Consider the following 18,248-nt stretch of genomic DNA (forward strand, 5'->3'; position numbering starts at 1 on the left):
ATTGTACATAAAAAAGGACTTTACGCCCTTTTCCATGTGTTGTTGCTTTGCTTTGTTTTTTGTAAGTTAAATCTTAGTACTTAGGTTCCCACTTCAAGTCTTCGATGGCCTTCTTCACGTCGGCGATCTCTTCCTTCGTGATCTTCTGGTCAACGGCTGACTGAGCAGTGGCGATAGCAACTGTCTCTGAGAAGACAGTCAACTTTGAAACTGGTGGCAAAACGGCTGCCCCTGGCTTTGTTGCATCAACGATACCACCCAATGAGTGAGCAGCGGCTGAAATCATTTCATCATTCAAAACCTTTGCAGTTGAGGCGATTGTTCCAAGACCAAGTCCTGGGTAAACCAAGGCGTTGTTAGCCTGACCGATTTCGTAAGTAACACCCTTGTATTCGATTGGGTCAACTGGGATTCCAGTGGCAATCAAGGCCTTACCATCAGTCCATTCAAGCAAGTCTTCTGCCTTTGCTTCGGCCAACTTCGTTGGGTTTGACAATGGGAAGATCACTGGGCGCTCAGTGTGAGCAGCCATTTCTTGCACGATTTCCTTCGTGAAGGCACCTGGTTGAGTTGAAGTTCCAACCATGATTGTTGGATGAATTTCCTTCACAACGGCTGCCAAGTTTGTCAAATCAGCAGCGTTTGCAAATTCTGAACGTGAGCGGGCGAATGGCTTTTGTTCAGGAGTCAAATCATCCATGTCGTCGAAGAGCAAACCTTGCTTGTCCACCATGTAGATGTGCTTGCGAGCTTCTTCTTCAGACAAACCTTCTTGCAACATTTCTTCGAACATCCGGTTGGCGATACCTGCACCGGCTGAACCTGCACCGAATGTCAAGTAAGTCTGGTCAGACAACTTTTCACCAGTGATGGTCATGGCACCCAAAGCGGCTGCCAAAGTGATGATTCCAGTCCCCTGGATGTCATCGTTAAATGTTGTAATCTTGTCCTTATACTTGTCCAAGATAACAGCGGCGTTTGAACGACCGAAGTCTTCCCAGTGCAAGTACAAGTTAGGGAACAAGTTTTCAGCAGCTTCAACGAAGCTGTCAACAAATTCCGTATACTTTTCGCCGCGAACACGTTCGTGACGGTTACCCAAGTACATGTCGTTGTCCAACAATGATTGGTTGTTTGTTCCGTTATCCAAGACAACAGGCAAAACGTTTTCAGGGTTAACACCGGCAGCAGCCGTATAAACCATCAACTTACCAACAGCGATATCAACACCGTTCGTTCCCCAATCACCGATACCCAAGATTCCTTCGGCATCTGTGACAACAATCAACTTGATGTCACGACCATTGGCACCAGCCTTCAAGGCTGATTCCATAACGTCTGGTTCGTCGATTGACAAGTAAACAGCGTTTTGTGGGTCAACAAACAATTCTGAGTAGTTTTCAATCGTGTCAGCGATCACTGGATCATAAACGATTGGCATAAACTCAACCACGTGTTGTCCGAACAAGTAGTAGAACAATGTGTGGTTTGTGTTGAAGATTTCCATCAAGAACAAACGCTTTTCCAAATCAGAAGGCTTTGATTGGTATTGTGCGTATGCTTGTGCTGATTGTTCTTCCAAAGTTTGCACGCGGGGAGGCAAAAGACCGGCAACGCCGAGTTCCTTACGTTCTTCCATCGTGAACCCTGTTCCCTTATTCAAGAAGGGATTATTTAAAATCTCAATTGGTGTCATGAGATAGGCTCCTTTTTTCTTTGTTTTTTAACTCGAATCAAAGTTCGAATTACTTAACGCTGTTATTCTACAACCCATAAAAATTTATAGTCAAACAGGTGGCATACCCTCACTTTTCCCTATAGTTCATGAAGGGGGGTTGACAGATTTTGCTATAATGGAAGTAGGCTTGAATGTTAAGAATTGAATTTGGAGAAAACCTTGCGCATAACTGATTTACAATACTATTTAGCCCTCGCAACTTACCGAAACTTTTCTCAGGTTTCTGAGAAATTCGGAATTTCCCAGCCAACGGTGTCGCTTGCGATGCAACGGTTGGAAAAAGAGCTTGGCGCCAAGCTCATTTTGCGACAGGCAGCGCATAAAAACGTGACTCTGACCCACGCCGGCGAAGTTTTGCGACAACATGCTACCTTGATTGTGGAACAGTACCAAGTTGCCCAAACGGAGATCAAACGCGACAGTGAGGAATCACTTTTGATTGGTTTGCCACCCATTATTCAAGTTGCTTACTTTCCAGCCATTGCAACGGTCTTATCTGACGATTCACTCGCCCATTTGAAAACAGTTGAAGTTGGGGCCCAAGAGGCCATCGATCAATTAAAGAATGGTGAGCTCGACGCTTCCTTTGTCGGCTATCTCGATGACATCGATCAAAGCGAATTCAATTTAATCGCCTTTGACGAGCAGCCCTTTGCTATTTTGGCTGCCGACGACTACCCCTTGGTTCAAAAAGGGTCCGTGTCATTTGAAGAAATCAAAGACGAAAGATTCATCTTACTGAAAGGTAACTTCGTTCATACCCAGGCTTTCGACCAGTTGGCCCGAGCCGCCCATTTTCATGCCAACGTTTTGTTTAATTCCTCGGAACCCTATGGAATTCTAAGCCTGATTCGACAAAATCGTGGGATTGGCTTTATGGTCCACCACCCAGCGTTAACTTTCCCGGGTGTGACCGCATTGCCCATCACAGATGACGACCAGCCCATGTTTAAGGTCGGCTTTGCTTACCGAAAAGACATTGTCTTAACGGATGCGCAACAGCGGATTTTTGATGAGCTCTTGGCCGCCACCAAAATTGGACGGCCGGATCACAGAACACCCCCACTGGAGGAATGATGATGCAAAAGAAGAAAACAACCATCGTGGTCACAATCTTAGTACTGATTTTGGCCGTCGTTGGTGGATTAGTTGCTTGGCAAAGCAACAGTCAAAAAGATGACAAAAAATCTGACAAATTAACCATTGTCGCTTCAACGAACGTCTATGCCGAATTGGCCAAGACGGTTGCCGGCGACCACGCTGATGTTTCAGCCATTATTACCAAGCAATCCGTTTCACCGGAAGATTATGAACCAACCAACGCAGTGGCTAAAAAGGTTGCCAAGGCGGACATTGCCTTTGGAAACGGCTTGGGCTACGATGCTTGGTTGCAAAAATTAGCCAAGACATCGAAGTCAACGCAAGTGCTCTATGTTGGTAACGATATTTTGAACAAGAAGTCTGGTTCAAACCCCCACTTGTGGAATGATCCAGAAAACATGATTAAGGCCGCTCAAGGATTAGCTGACACACTCAGCAAGAAGGATCCAAAGCACAAGGCCGATTACGAAGCCAACGCCAAGGCCTACGCCACAAAGCTTAAGCCAGTGACCGACAAGATTGCCGAATTGAAGTCAGAAGTTGCCGGTAAGGAAGTCATGGAAACCGAGCCAGTTTACGAATACATGTTGGACGCCTTGGGCGCCAACGTGGTCGGCACTGATTTCGCCGAAGCCATTGAAGAAGGAAACGACCCTTCACCAGCCGTCTTGACGGATATCCAAAATAAGATTAAGAACCACGAACTCGCCTTCTTGGTTTACAACACGCAAACCACAGGCGGCACGGTTGATAAGATTGTCAAGTTGGCCAAGGATAACAACATCCCAATCGTTAAGGTGACAGAAACTTCGCCAGAAAAGACTTCTTACGTTGACTGGAAGCTCAGTGAATTGAAGCAGGTCCAAGAGATTGTTGCTAAGTAACAATCAGCAAATAAAAAGAGCGAAGGACGAAATCCTTCACTCTGATGAACACCGAACAATCCTGTTCGGTGTTTTTTTATTTGCCTGAATGAACGCAGCCACTGTGGCTAGCGGTTATTCTGAAATCATTGGCGACGCTTACCGTGTTGCCAGTAGCTCTTGTCCCCGACTGATTTCCTTGAGGACATTGGCAACGGCCGTGCCACCAAGAGAAGTCCGACGGTTAACGGCCGCCTTAGAGGTTAACTCTTCATAGACATCTTCTTCGATATGGTTATCGGCTGCCTGAAGGTCAGCCAACGACATTTCATTTAAGGTCTGTCCCGTTTGAATGCCCTTCAACACCAATTCACCAACAACCGCATGCGCCTGACGGAATGGCACACCCTTTGTGGCCAAGTAGTCAGCCAGTTCAGTGGCGTTCGAGAAGTCGTCTTTCGTAGCTGCTTCCATCCGGTCAGCGTGGACCGTCATCGTTGATAACATCCCCGTAAAGACCTTCACGGAGGCCAAAATAGTGTCCATCACCTCGAATGTGGCTGCCTTATCTTCCTGCATATCCTTGTTGTAGGCCAGTGGCAAGCCCTTCATAACCGTCAACAAGCCCATCAAGCTCCCAAAGACGTGCCCTGTCTTTCCCCGAACAAGTTCGGCAAAGTCCGCATTCTTCTTTTGGGGCATAATCGATGATCCAGTTGAGAAGTTGTCTGAAAGTTCAATGTAATTGAACTCGTAGGTCCCCCACAAAATCAGTTCTTCCGCCATCCGGGACAAATGCACCATCAAAATTGAGGCATTCGAGAGGAATTCGAGGGCGAAATCCCGGTCCGAAACAGCATCCAAACTATTGTGGTAGATGGCATCGAAGCCCAATTCGTCAGCGACCAGTCGGCGGTCAATTGGGAAGGTCGTGCCCGCCAAGGCAGCAGCGCCCAATGGGAGCATGTTCGTATGCTTTTCGTTGAATTCAAAGCGTTCAAAGTCACGTTGGAACATTTCGAAGTAGGCCAGCAGGTAGTGACCATAGCTAATGGGCTGGGCGTGTTGCATGTGCGTATAGCCCGGCATAATCACATCCGCATGCTTCTCGGCTAAGTCAAGGAGGGTCTGCTGCAATTCAGTGATAGCTTCCTTAACTGCTGGCAGGCGGTGCTTCACCCACAAATGGAAATCAGTTGCCACTTGGTCATTCCGTGACCGGCCAGTGTGCAACTTGCCCGCCACCGGCCCAATCTTTTTCGTCAGCAAGGACTCGATATTCAAGTGGATATCCTCGTTGGCAACGGAAAATTCCACCTTGCCAGCGGCCAAATCAGCCTGAATGTCGTGCAGGCCGGCGCTGATTTGCTCAGCTTCCTCAACCGAAATAATCCCCTGCTGACCTAACATTTTCACGTGGGCCAATGAGCCCTCCAGGTCTTCTTCTGCCAACCGGTAATCAAAGCCGATTGAGGCGCCAAATTCATCGACCCATTCTGCTGCTTTGCCGGTAAACCGGCCACCCCATAATTTATCGGACATTTGATTCTCTCCTATTTCTTTTGTTCTGAATGGACGTGGTTCACTTGCTCAAAGACCATGCTTGGCAATGACCACAACTTAATAAATCCACCGGCAGCAACTTGATCAAAGCTATCAGCTGCCGTATATGTGGCTAAGTTCTTGTTATACAGTGAGTTTTCCTCAGACTTCCGCGCAACGGCAACGGCTTGTCCCTTGTACAACTTCATCTTGACCGTACCGTTCACAACCTGTTGTGTCTGGTCCATGAAGGCCTGCAAGGCATCAAAGAGTGGCGTAATCCACAAAGCATTGTAAATCAGGTCCGTCACCTTCTGTTCCAACAAAGGCTTGTAGTGCGCAACGTCACGCTCCAACGTCAAGTCTTCCAAGTCCTTGTGAGCAGCCATAATCACGGCTGCGGCTGGTGCTTCATAAACTTCACGAGACTTAATGCCAACCAAACGGTTTTCAATCTTGTCAATCCGGCCAATACCATTAGCACCGGCAATCTGATTTAGCTTGACAATCAACTGAGCCAAGGTCATCTTTTCACCATCGAGGGCAACCGGCAAACCTTCTTCAAAGGTCAAGTCCAAGAATGTTGCTTCTTCCGGTGCGTCTTCTGGTGCAACCGTCATGCCCCAGGCATCATCGGGTGCGATGTTCCAAGGATCTTCGAGGATACCGGCTTCGTTAGCGCGGCCCCACAAGTTGGCATCGATTGAGTATGGTGATTGCTTACCGATTGGCACTGGGACGTTGTGGTCCTTGGCGTAATCGATTTCTTCTTCACGTGACCAGTGGAAGTCACGGATTGGGGCTTCGATGGCCAAATCAGGATCCAAGGCGTGGATGGCAGCTTCGAAACGAACCTGATCATTTCCCTTACCAGTTGAACCGTGGGCAATGGCATCTGCCCCGTTTTCATGAGCAATCTCAACTAATTTCTTAATAATCAATGGACGTGAAAGAGCTGAAACCAAAGGATAAGCGCCTTCATACAAGGCATTGGCCTTGATCACTGGTGCCACGTATTCGTTGGCGAATTCTTCCTTACCATCAACCACGATTGACTGGGCTGCACCAACTTGGAGGCCCTTCTTTTGGATTTCATCCAAATCCTTACCACCCTGGCCAACGTCCAAGACAACGGCGATCACTTCGTAACCCTTATCAATCAACCACGGAATGGCCACAGAAGTATCGAGTCCACCTGAATATGCCAATACAATTTTCTTTGTCATGTTGTTTCTCCTCTATTGTTCAATCAATTTCAATTGTTTTATGTGGGATAACAGCTTGAGCTGCGTATGAACCGCTAAACTGCTCATCCCACTTTTTCAATGGTTCCAACCAACCGCTTTAATCCACCAAAACCTTACTAATAAAGTCCTGGGTCTTTGGGTTTTGTGGGTGGTCAAACAGTTCAGCCGGTGTATTCTTTTCCTGAATCACGCCATCAGCCATAAACCAGATTTCATCGGCGACCTGCTTAGCAAAGTGCATTTCGTGGGTCACAACCACCATGGTCATATTACCGTCGGCCAATGACTGCATGACCTTCAGAACTTCGCCAACATTTTCGGGATCCAAAGCTGAAGTTGGTTCATCAAAGAACAAAACCTTAGGCTGCATTGCCAAAGCACGAGCGATGGCCACACGTTGCTTCTGACCACCAGACAAGCTGTTTGGGAAGGCATCGGCCTTATCAGCCAGACCAACGCTTGTCAGATATTTCATGGCCACAGCAGTCGCTTCTTCGTCGGACATGCCCTTTACTCGCATTGGAGCTAATTTTAAATTGGCCACAACCGACATATTAGGGAAGAGGTTAAAGCTTTGGAAAACCATGCCAATTTGTTCACCCAACTTGGCCAATTCCTGGTCAGACTGTTGAGCTAAATCGACACCGTTGAAATCAACAACACCGCTGGTTGGACGTTCCATCTGGTTAATGCAGCGGAGCAAAGTACTCTTACCAGATCCGGAAGGGCCAATGATGCAGACCACCTGGCCGGCATCAATGTCGCCGTTAATGTCTTTAAGAACTTCATTGCCACCGAAGTCTTTTTTGAGATGTTTTACAGAAATTAATGGATTAGTCATGGTTCATCTTCCCTTCTAAGTAGTTCAATCCCCGTGTCAAGATAAAGGTCATCAAGAAGTAAATCACCATGACAACCACGATTGGTGCGATACCACGATAAGTGTCAGCACGGACGATGTTCAATTCGTAGACCAAATCAGTCACACCGATAATCGAAACAATGGAACTTTCCTTGATAACTGAGATAAATTCGTTACCCAATGCTGGCCAGATGTTCTTAAAGGCCTGTGGCAAAATAACAAAGCGCATCGTGTCTTTTTGGTTCAAGCCAAGACTCTTGGCTGCTTCCTTTTGTCCCTTATCCAATGAGGTAATACCACCACGGATAATTTCAGCAACATAGGCACCTGAGTTCAAGGAAACGGCAATGATACCGGCCGTCAAGGCTGGGATGTTGATCAAAGCACCAAGACCAAAGTAAACCAAGAGAATTTGAACCATCATTGGTGTTCCCCGGACAATTTCGATGTAAGAAATTGCTGGCCAACTCAAGATCTTAAACTTTGACATCTTCATCAAGGCCAAGATAATTCCTAAGATAATTCCAAAGGCAACTGAAACGAAAGCAATTAAAGTGGTGTTTAAGAAACCACTGTAGAAGTAGTGCCAGTAGCGAAGCATTGACGTGTCCACCGTGTTTTCGGACATGTTCTTACCGGCGTTCTTCAAGTAAGTCTTAATCCAGCCATGGTTCTCAATCTTATCGATTGACTTGTTGACTGCTGCTACCAATTCAGGGTTACCCTTAGCAAAGGCAATCGCTGCACCTGTTTGGTTGATGTCCAACTTGTAGCCGGAATCAATCATCTTCAAATCTTTGTCGTTGGCAACGTAAGCTTGGGCAACTGGCTTTTCAACTCCAACGGCTGCAACCTTGTTCGTCTTCAAGGCGAAAATCAGGTTTGGCGTCTTGTCCATTCCAACAACTGTAGCTCCTGAAATCTTTTGTTGAGCCAAGTCGTATTGCAAAGTTCCGGTTTGAGCACCAATCTTGGTTCCCTGCAAATCACTAGCATTCTTATACTTTGAAGCGTTTGTCTTGCTAATCAGGAAGCTTTGACCACCGTTGTAGTAAATCTTTGAAAAATCAACACTTTGACGACGTTCGTCAGTTGGGTTGATTCCCCCAATAGCCATGTCAACCTTACCAGTTTGAACGGCAACCAAGACGGAACTAAAGTCCATGTTCTTGATTTCTAATTTCACGCCCAAGTCCTTGGCAATCTGCTTAATGATGTCAACGTCCATTCCAACATCCGTTGAAGTGCCGTTTTTATTCATCTGGAATTCATATGGTGGATAATCCGGCGAAATCGCCACCTTCATCACACCCGCTTTTTTAATCTTTTGCAAGCCATCATCAGCGTGAGCCACTTGGGTCATGCCTAATCCGGCGACGACCAAAACAGTGATCGTGATGAATGCTTGTTGCAACCACTTTGTTATCTTCTTCATCTTCTCGTCCTCTTCCCTTTTTTCCTAACCAATAAAAAAACGCCCTTTAGTCTTTCGACTAAAGGACGTTCTGCACGCGGTACCACCTTACTTATACCCAAATAGGGTATCTCTCATTATTCGATCTAAAATTCAAATCGTCAGCTCTGTAATGGGAGCGCCCAGTATGGTTTTCATCGCATACAACTATAGGTGACGTTCATCTTCGTTTGTACGTGTTTCACACCAACCAACACTTCACTGAGCTACAAAACGGGGATTACTACTTCCTAATTAACGTTTTATTATTAGTTTTTAATAATTATAGCACTGACATCTAATCTTGCAAGGGGTTTTGCAAATTTTTTTCGTTTTATTCGGTCTTTTTGCCTAAAAACCCCAATTTTAAGGGAAATGATCATGTAAAAATATTTGATTATTTTAATTTAAAAGCGATTTATTAGAATATAGCATCCAAAAAGCACTTATTTGTCCGACCATTCTCTACTCTTATTTGTCCACTTCCTGATTTTTTATGCAAAGTAAAAACCCCAGAACTTGGAAAATCCAAATTCTGAGGTTCATACCACCATGGCTTTCGCCACAGTTATTGTTTGCACCCTTACCAATTACGAAACGAGTTCGCTTGGAAAGAGATTACTTTTCATCACGCTTGTTGCGCTTTGCAGCTGCAAACAATCCGAGGAATGAAGCAGCAAGTCCAAGAATAAGTCCACTGTTGTTAGCAGCAGTCTTTTCTTCACCAGTTGCTGGCAAGACACTTGACTTCGTTGCAGGAGTGACATTATCTGTTGTGGTTGTTGCAGTTGGTTCAGCTGAAGTTGCTGTTCCTTGTGCTTCCTTCTCCTTCAAGAGTTGATCATAAGCAAGGTCATAAGCCAAAACATATACAGGGTTTTGGTTGTTAGGAGCCTTTGCCCGACCATTCTTCACGTCATCTTGTGCTTGCAAGTATGCTTGGTTAGCTAAGTCGTAGCTTGCTTGATCATCAACAGCCGTCTTAGTATTGTTTTGCTTATCAGCAAGCAATGCCTTCACAGCTTGACCAGCAGCGTAACCCTTCAAATAGTTAGCATCATCAGGGTAAGCCTTAGCAGCACCATTAGCACCGTCATTCAAACCAGCAATTGTCCGTGCATAAGCTTGGTCATAAGCGGCTTTATCTGCGTCATCAAGGTTGGCGTCTTGACGACCCTTACCTGACAAAGCATCATCTTGTGCTGTGTTGTTTACCGTCGTGTAGTGCTTCAAACCGGCGTTGTATCCAGCCATGTAAGCTGCATCAGTTGACTGAGCTGGCTTACCGGCATTCGCATCGTCGAATCCTGCCTTGGCACGGTCGTAACCGTACTGACTAGCAGCAGTTGCTGTTGTTGGTGCGCTCTTGCCTTGGGCAAAGTCGGCAGCACCAGCTGTAGCTTCAGCGTCGGCCTTGGCCTTGGCTGCAGCGTAAGCTTGCTTGTAGATGGCACTCTTGTTCGTCAAATCAGTTGGTGTACCGCTTTGAGAACCGTCTTGGTAACCAGCCTTGGCACCAGCGGCAGCATCATCATATGCCTTGTTGTAGGCATCTTGATATGCTTGTGACTTGGTTGCCAAATCACTTTCCTTTGGTGCACCAGCAGCGCCATCCTTGGCACCAGCAATGGCACCATTGTAGGCATCTTGTGCTGCTTGAGGTGCATCCGCAGCTGGCTTCGTGTCAGTTCCGGCACCGGTATAACCAGTTTGGCTATCCTTGTATGCCTGGTAACCCTTCATGTAAGATGGGTCAGCCTTTTGGGCATCCGTTGGTTCCTTACCTGATTGTGCATCAGCTGCCGCATCGGTGTAACCCTTCTTAGCCGCATCGTAAGCAGCGGCTGCGGCCTTACCAGTTGGCGTTGAGTCATCTGGGCGAGCTTGGCCGTTAAGGTATGCTTGAGAACCACTTTGAGCAGCCTTCTGTGCAGCATTATAACCAGTCATGTAGTTTGGATCAGCCTTCTGTGCATCCGTTGGTTGAGTACCAGCAGTTGCATCAGCCATTCCCTTCTGAGCTTGGTCATAAGCCTTGTTGTAAGCATCCTGGTAAGCTTGTGACTTCGTTGCCAAATCAGCTGGCTTTGCCTTGCCGGCAACAGCATCGGCAGCACCAGAGGTTGCACCATTGTAGGCATCCTTCGTTGGCTGTGAAGCGTTATCAGCTGGTGTAGTTGTACCGTTATAACCAGTTTGACTATCTGTATAAGCCTTTTGACCAGCCTGATATGCTGGATCATTCTTATCAGCATCCGTTGTCTTACCGGCTGCGGCATCCTCATAACCTTGCTTTGCCTTGTCGTAAGCGGCAGCTGCTACCTTACCAGCTGGAGTACTATCGTCTGGACGACCAGTACCGTTAGTAAATGCATTTTGTCCTTGCGTTGCAAGTCCCTTAGCATCATCCAATGCCTTTTGGTAAGCAGCCTTTGAAACTGGGTCCATCTTGTTGATGTCATCCGTTCCCTTAGGGCTACCATTTGCATAGTCAGTGAGGGCTTCCTTTGCGGCGGCTGCGGCGGCCTTTTGAACTGGGTCGGTCACATTACTGTCATCGGTTCCCTTTTCACCATCGGTATAACCTTGGTTGAAGGACTTAGCAGCATCCATTCCAGCCTTTTCACCTGAAGTTGGGTTGGCAATCGTTTGACCATTAACAGCGGCTGTCAAGCCCTTGCTAAAGTCATCAGCACCTTGCTTCGTTGCGGCATCAGCTGAAGGATCAGTTGCCTGAGCCTTCGCTGCATTGGCAACACCGTTGTCATACTTTGCCTTAGCAGCATCAAATGCTTGCTTGTAAGCGTAGTTTGCTAGTGGGTCCTTTGAATTCAATTCATCACTAGCATCTGGGTTAGCGGCAACTGCAGCTTGGGCAGCAGCTACTTGAGCCTTGATGGTCTGAGCAGAGTCATCTGAAACCGTTGCGCTTGGTGTCTTACCAGCAATCGTATCGGCAACATATGACTTGTCATTGTTAGCGGCAGCTGTTCCGGCAGTCTGGGCATCATTTGGATTAGTTGGTGCATTACCAGCTAAGGTATCCGTCAATGCCTTTTGTGCATCGGCATAAGCTTGCTTTGCAGCAGCTTGAACCGTTGGGTTAGCTGAGTAAGACTTCGTTGGATCAACATCTTGACCATGACGGTCACTGGCATCCTTGATAGCAGCTTGACGAGCAGCGGCTGTATCGTTGATTGCTTGGTTATAAGCAGCCTTGTAAATAGGATCAGTTGACGTTGATGGGTCAGTCTTACCAGCTGCGGCACCATCGGCATAAGCCTTGGCGGCATTTGTATAAGCTGCTTGGTCAGTAGGTGTTGTTGATGGCGTAGTAACACCATTTTCACCATCAGTGATAGCCTGCTGAGCTGATTTACCAGCATTGTAACCCTTCATATAGTTAGGGTCGTTTTTCTTAGTAGGATCTGGTGCAGCACCACTCTTACCAGCAGCATAACCGTCGTTATAACCATCGGTTGCTTGGTTATAAGCAGTATTATAAGCGTCTTGGTAGGCCTTTGACTTGCCTGACACGTCAGCCTTTGGTTGACCTGCGATAGCGTCCTTGGTACCAGCAGCGGCACCATTGTAACCATCTTGTTGGGCTTGAGATGCGCTGGAATCAGGTGCAGTTGTTGCATTGTATCCCGTCTGCGAATCCTTGTAGGCCTGGTAACCCTTCATGAAGTTAGTATCAGCCTTTTGAGCAGGTGTTAGCTGATCTTCCGTCGTGCCTGCCTTGGCAGCATTATAACCACTTTGGGCATCATCATAACCAGCAGCCTCAGTAGCACCGGTCTTTGTCGTAGTGTCCGGACGAGTCTTACCATCCAAGAATTCCTGAGCCCCGTTTGAAGCAGCGTTTTGAATAGCACTCTTGGCCTGCAAATAAGCGGCCTTTGCAATCGGATCTAAGGCGTTAATCTGTGCGTCAGTCTTAGGGGTTCCACCACTTGCATAGTCCGTAAAGGCTTGGTTTGCATAAGTGGCCGCTTCCTTTTGAATAGGATCAGTCACATTGCTGTCATCTGTTCCCTTTTGAGCATCTTCAACACCCTGTGCTACTGATTTTGCGGCATCAATTCCAGCTTGTTGACCACTATTTGGGTTAGTAATGTTTGTTGCACCATTACCATTGTTGAAGCCGGTATTAAAGTCTGAAGCACCTTGCTTTTCAGCAGCACTTGCATTATCAGATGGCGTCGTTCCGGCCTTGGCCTCGTCAATACCCTTCTTATAATCAGCAGTAGCATTGTCAATGTACTTCTTATAAGTATAAGCAGCCAGTGGATCATTTGCTAATGCGCTGTCTGCTGGCAAAGTATCGCTCGCTCCTGGATCAGCAGCAAGAGCCTTCTTAGCAGCAGTGATAGCATCAGAAACTGATTGTTGCTTTTCTGTTGAAGGTGTTGAACTTGGAGTCGTGTTATTAACTTCAGCATCCGCATAAGCCTTATCTGTATTAGCAGTATCGCTACCAGATTGTTGAGCGGCGTTTGTTGGAGTAGTTGTTGAACCACTCAAAGCATTCTTGTAGCCAGTTTGAGCATCGGCATAGGCTTGCTTTGCCAAAGCCTGAACATCTGAGTTTGCAGAATATGACTTGGTTGGATCGATATCCTTACCATGATTATCTTCTGCATCCTGGATAGCTTGCTTTTGAGCAGCAGCAGCGTCTGTCAAGGCCTGGTTATAAGCTTGCTTGTAAACAGGGTCGCTTGATGTTGATTGTGCTGGCGTGGTTCCTGATTTTGCAGCGGCAGCAGCGGCCTTTGCACCATCTGCATAGGCTTGCTTTGCATCAGCATAGGCTGCTGAATCAGCAGGTGTAGCCGGTGTGGTAGTACCACTCTTTGAATCTGCGATAGCTTGCTTCGTTGCATCACCAGCATTATGACCGGCTACATAGGCTGGATCGCTTGATGTAGCTGTTGTACCAGCGGCACCGTCAGTGAAGCCCTTTTGAGCATTATCATAAGCAGTATTGGTAATTTGTGATGCAGTATCCGTGCCACTGACATGGCCAGTACCATTCTTGAAGTTTTGAACACCAGCGTTCTCGGCATTCTTGGCATCGTTATAACCTTGGTTATATGCTGCAGTTCCGGCGTTTGAGTTTGAATATGGGCTAGTTGGTGTTGCGCTACCATTGTTTTGGTAAGCGGCCATTCCGGCCTTGTAAGCGTCGCCACTAACAATCGGTGAATAACCAACTTCTTCATATTGATTCAATTGACCATCTGATTGTCCCTTCAAACCGCTGTAAGCACCAAACTTAACGTAGCGGTTAAAGGTTGTATCAGATGTCTTATCGGCTGACAATTGACTAGGATCTGTTGCCGTAACTTCAGCACTCTTTGGATCAGCCTGATAGTTTGCCTTGGCAGTCTTAATCGCTGCTTGAGCTGTGTCGTAACCAATTTGAGCAGCATTTAAGTTGTTCATGTGGCTACCAGTAGCCGTTGGACGTGATGTTGACAAACCACCGTTAATCAATGATTGTCCATAATCAAATCCAGCTGTCTCAGCCAGAGTAGCATTCGTATCAGGGTTATCAGCTGTTGGCTTGACAGTCATTGCTTGTTGATAACCGGTATAAGCATTGTTATAAGAAGTTTGCTGCGATGCATTCAAGCTCTTGTAATTTGAACCTTGAATTGTACCTGCTTGTTCATCAGCGAAGAACTGAGAAACACCTTTAGCATCTGCATATCCTTGAACCGTTGCAGCAGTTGAACCAGCAGGTGCAGTTGCTGTAGGGTTTGCCAAGGCATTGGCATAAGCAGCCTTATATTCACTTTGCGCCTGTTGGTAATTAGTATTATTTGGCACATTATTTTGGTTCAATTGTGCATCATGCAAACCGGCTTGATAGGCAGCGGCGTTATAACCTTGCGTATAAGCGGATGGGTTTGATGAATTACGGTAAGCATCCGTCTTAGTGTAGTCTTCGTTAGCCGTCTGGTTGCTATAAGCCTTGTAACCATCTTGAGCACTGTTATAACCATTCGTATAATCATTGTCGGTTTGAGTGGCATATGGTTCAGCAGATTTAGCAGCACTATTACCATTGATAGAATCAGTGACACCATCACTGATACCACTCTGTCCGGTTGACGTCTTTCCAGTAGTAACGACCATGTTTCCATTGGTATCAGGTGCAACCTTACCGTTTGCACCAGCCTTGAAACCTTCAACCGTCGTACTATAGTTACCCGTAGCTGACAAGAAGGAAGTGACAGAGTTAATACCGTAGCGCAAGCGCATTCCAAGTGAATTAGCAGCTGTCACCCCGGCTGGTAACTTATAGCTGACCGGAATGATACCACCATCGTAAGTACTGGTATCAATCTTAGTCGTATAAGTATATGGATCGGCTGATGAGAAGCCGTCTGTCAAGTTATCACCTGCGATTTGAGTCAAATCAGTATAGCTTGAGCCACCATTTCCACTTGCAACGCCAACATACAGTGGTTGGCCATTCAAATCCTTGTAATTCGACAGCTTTGCATAACCCGTAACCGTCAAGGTGCCATCAGCATTCTTTGACGTTGTCAATGGGCCCACAAACTGAACGGCGGGAACGTTGGCGATATCAATTGTATTACCAGTAACTGGTCCAGAAACTGTATTGCCATTCAAATCAATACCAGAATAAGTTGAGGCCCCTGGTTGCAAGTTATACTGATAAAGGTATGTCTTTTGACCGCCTTGAACAACGGCTACAGTATAGGCAGTAATAGGACTTTGTGAGAATTGAGTAGCTCCGGCTGGCTTAGTAATAATAACGTGGTTTTCACCAACCGAGTTAATATTCAATGGGCCATAATAAGGGGTACCCTTGTTAGTGTCCGAATTAGTGATTCCAATGTTCAAACTACCCTTAGAACCAATGTTAAAGCTACCACCACCATAATTAGTGACAAAGCCATAATATGAATCGCTTCGTGCACTTGTCGGGTTTGGATATGTTGGAACTGAATCCATCAAAACCTGTAACAAACCACCATTAATAACTTTAATAGTAGTATTAGACCCCTTCAAATCGATTGGCTCGTTATACGAACCAGATTGACCACCTTTACCTTCATAGTTAATGGTTCCACCATCAACGGTAACTTGGGCACCACCATCGGCATAGATACCACCACCAATCATGTAACTGTTACCGTTAAATTTTGATGGAATAATGTTCAATGTTGCATCTTTTTGGATGTTCAAAGCAGAACCAGAACCCTGCAACCAAATTCCAAAAGTTGAACCATCGGGGTCGGAAGCCGCATTACCGTCTCCACCACGTGAAACCAGCGTCATCTTTGATCCGGATTGCATCGTAAAGTTACCTTGAACAACCATGTTTGTTCCACCCTTAACAGGTGAAGTTGTTCCATAGTAGTGAGCACCGGATTGCAAAACGAAGTTTTTAACTTCGAGGTTTTCCTGATTTCCACCACCTTCAATTCCAACATTTGACTGGAATGGGGAAGTATAGGTAGCCGTACTATTATTAGGCACAATAACGTTCACGTTACCGAAGAAATAGGCATCGTTGTTATACGAACTCAGCAACTGAGGACCGACATAGTTCAAATTACCGAAGTGAACAGAGGAACCATTTTGTCCTCGGAAGGGACCAAAGTAGTTAGCGCCATAGATGGTCTGGAAGTTTTGCACAAACAAATTGCTTAATGAGCCACCAATGATATAACCGTTTCCGTGGGCATCCATCAAGTGGTTTTGACCGTCAACCGTGAAGGTAGCCGTATTTGAGCTAACATTCAGGTTGTTTTCACCGTTGCCAGCACCCGTCAAATCAATATCATTTGCCAAGCGAATGGTGTTAATATTTGAAGCAACGTTACCACCAGTAGTGGTATTCGTATTGCCTGTCAAAACAGAAACATATTGGTAACCATTTTGAACATAGGCAATACCCTGAGCAGCTTGACTCACAACGTCGTTGAATCCTTGATCGTAGTAAGTGTTATTAGTTGAAGATGTCTTGACAGAGCCATTTCCAAGATAGTTGTTGTTCTTATCAAAATACTGGCCCATGGCAGCACGAGCACCACGATATGCTTGGTCATAGGCATTAGTCGTATCAGAATTTGGATTTGTCGTTAAATACCAGTCTTGAGTTGCTGACTTGTTTGAAGCATTGTAGACACCCTGCCACTTACCAGTTTCAGCATCTTGTTGACCGTACTGGCCCAAGACGTAGTTAACAGCGTTATCAAAGGTCGTTCCCAAGTTCGTATCATTTTGATATGAAGAGCGAGCAGCGACAATTGTGTCTGTTTTGCTTGTTGGAATGCTAATTTGATTGCTGGTTGAATTTCCCTTAACAGAGGTGTTCGAAGCAGTATTCAAATTACCATTTAAAGTACTTTCATATTTACTTGAACTATTTGATGCATCAGTTGGATTATTCGCACCACCCTGGTTGACATCATCTGTACTTCCAGCTTGTTGTGGCGTTCCATCCGTTGTATTAGTTGATGTGTGCGTTGATCCATCATCGTTCAACTTTGAGGCAGTATTACCATAATAAGTATAATCCTGTGTTCCAGCACCCTTGCTTTGAGTAGCCGTTGCATAGGCTGCCATGGCTGCCTTAGCACCGTTATAAGCAGCAGTATAATAATCGGCTGCACGGCCAGACAATGAAGAAGCTGCACTTGCTTTACCGGCATAGGCATCCTGCTGCCCTTGGGTAATCTGTGCTTGGTAGTTTGCAGGGGTATCAGCCACTGTCGGCGTTGTGCTGCTAGTAGATGAACCATTAGATGCGTTCGAAGCACTAGTTGAAGTGCTTGCTGATGCACTAGCAGATGCGCTCACCGATGTACTAAGTGAAGCACTAGTCGATGCACTATCACCTGATGGGGCCTGGCTACCACTTTGATTATCTGAAGTAGTTTGTTGAACAGCGCCAATTCCAGCAATTAAACCGAAACTAGCCAATGAAACAACAACCCATTGGCTTTTTACCTTCCGTAATACTTTCTTATCTTCAACTTTCCGAAGATTCCTCTTACTTGTATATCATAAATACTCACCTTTCCTTCAGCCATAGTTGATAGCCTAAATTGACGGACTCGACACTAGCAAGCATTAGCACTGTTTTGGTAACCGAAGCTTTGGTTTAAGCAATTCAAACAATCAATTATTTTTAAAAAATGTCAAATTATCGTTTTAACACTTTAGAAAATACTCTCTTGTTATCGAATCTATTGACCAACTCAGTTCTAAATTAGGCTTTTCTCCCTAAACCTAACAAGCACTCATGTTCACAAAAAACACAATCGACATTCACAACACACTATCAATAGTATTGTGCCATTATCGTAACACAATATATATAAAAATATCAAATATTTATATTCATTCTTTTTTAGAAAATTTTCATGATTATTTGCTAATGTTTATGTTTTTTATT

At 45.7% G+C, this 18,248-nt stretch carries 8 protein-coding genes and 1 other annotated feature; of the genes, 2 read left to right on the plus strand and 6 right to left on the minus strand.

Annotated features, from left to right (window positions below; all coding sequences use genetic code 11):
• Positions 1 to 73: 73 nt before the first annotated feature.
• On the minus strand, positions 74 to 1,696 hold the full coding sequence (locus FT12353_RS08190; RefSeq protein WP_059394136.1) for a malolactic enzyme: 1,623 nt from the start codon (positions 1,694 to 1,696) through the stop codon (positions 74 to 76).
• Positions 1,697 to 1,897: 201 nt separating this feature from the next.
• Here FT12353_RS08190 and FT12353_RS08195 point away from each other — a divergent pair, with 201 nt between their 5' ends.
• Both FT12353_RS08195 and FT12353_RS08200 read left to right on the plus strand, forming a co-directional pair.
• The gene (locus tag FT12353_RS08195; protein WP_158531876.1) at positions 1,898 to 2,815 is read left to right on the plus strand and encodes a LysR family transcriptional regulator; all 918 of its coding nucleotides are present in this window, start codon (positions 1,898 to 1,900) and stop codon (positions 2,813 to 2,815) included.
• A gap of 2 nt (positions 2,816 to 2,817) precedes the next feature.
• Entirely contained in the window at positions 2,818 to 3,723 is a 906-nt protein-coding gene (locus FT12353_RS08200; RefSeq protein ID WP_059394138.1) for a metal ABC transporter solute-binding protein, Zn/Mn family, read from the plus strand.
• A 138-nt stretch (positions 3,724 to 3,861) separates the two neighbouring features.
• Here FT12353_RS08200 and argH read toward each other — a convergent pair whose 3' ends face one another.
• The 5 genes from argH to FT12353_RS08225 all read right to left on the minus strand — a co-directional run bounded on the left by argH (position 3,862) and on the right by FT12353_RS08225 (position 17,773).
• Positions 3,862 to 5,244: an argininosuccinate lyase gene (gene argH, locus FT12353_RS08205; RefSeq protein WP_203619376.1), complete on the minus strand. Its 1,383-nt coding sequence runs from the start codon at positions 5,242 to 5,244 to the stop codon at positions 3,862 to 3,864.
• An 11-nt stretch (positions 5,245 to 5,255) separates the two neighbouring features.
• Positions 5,256 to 6,470, minus strand: coding sequence for an argininosuccinate synthase (locus FT12353_RS08210; RefSeq protein WP_059394140.1), 1,215 nt, complete (start codon positions 6,468 to 6,470; stop codon positions 5,256 to 5,258).
• Positions 6,471 to 6,588: 118 nt separating this feature from the next.
• The gene (locus FT12353_RS08215; protein WP_203619377.1) at positions 6,589 to 7,332 is read right to left on the minus strand and encodes an amino acid ABC transporter ATP-binding protein; all 744 of its coding nucleotides are present in this window, start codon (positions 7,330 to 7,332) and stop codon (positions 6,589 to 6,591) included.
• On the minus strand, positions 7,325 to 8,788 hold the full coding sequence (locus FT12353_RS08220; protein ID WP_059394142.1) for an ABC transporter substrate-binding protein/permease: 1,464 nt from the start codon (positions 8,786 to 8,788) through the stop codon (positions 7,325 to 7,327). The genes FT12353_RS08215 and FT12353_RS08220 overlap by 8 nt, the downstream gene beginning before the upstream one ends.
• A 58-nt stretch (positions 8,789 to 8,846) precedes the next feature.
• Positions 8,847 to 9,074: a binding site (T-box leader), on the minus strand.
• A 350-nt stretch (positions 9,075 to 9,424) separates the two neighbouring features.
• Positions 9,425 to 17,773, minus strand: coding sequence for a hypothetical protein (locus FT12353_RS08225; RefSeq protein WP_203619378.1), 8,349 nt, complete (start codon positions 17,771 to 17,773; stop codon positions 9,425 to 9,427).
• Positions 17,774 to 18,248: the final 475 nt, after the last annotated feature.

This window comes from Fructobacillus tropaeoli, from assembly GCF_016860625.1.
Classification (GTDB): Bacteria; Bacillota; Bacilli; order Lactobacillales; family Lactobacillaceae; genus Fructobacillus; species Fructobacillus tropaeoli.

Coding starts and splice junctions, on each gene's coding strand:
- FT12353_RS08190 (WP_059394136.1), bottom strand. CDS start 1,696: ATGACACCAATTGAGATTTTAAATAATCCCTTCTTGAATAAGGGAACA.
- FT12353_RS08200 (WP_059394138.1), top strand. CDS start 2,818: ATGCAAAAGAAGAAAACAACCATCGTGGTCACAATCTTAGTACTGATT.
- argH (WP_203619376.1), bottom strand. CDS start 5,244: ATGTCCGATAAATTATGGGGTGGCCGGTTTACCGGCAAAGCAGCAGAA.
- FT12353_RS08210 (WP_059394140.1), bottom strand. CDS start 6,470: ATGACAAAGAAAATTGTATTGGCATATTCAGGTGGACTCGATACTTCT.
- FT12353_RS08215 (WP_203619377.1), bottom strand. CDS start 7,332: ATGACTAATCCATTAATTTCTGTAAAACATCTCAAAAAAGACTTCGGT.
- FT12353_RS08220 (WP_059394142.1), bottom strand. CDS start 8,788: ATGAAGAAGATAACAAAGTGGTTGCAACAAGCATTCATCACGATCACT.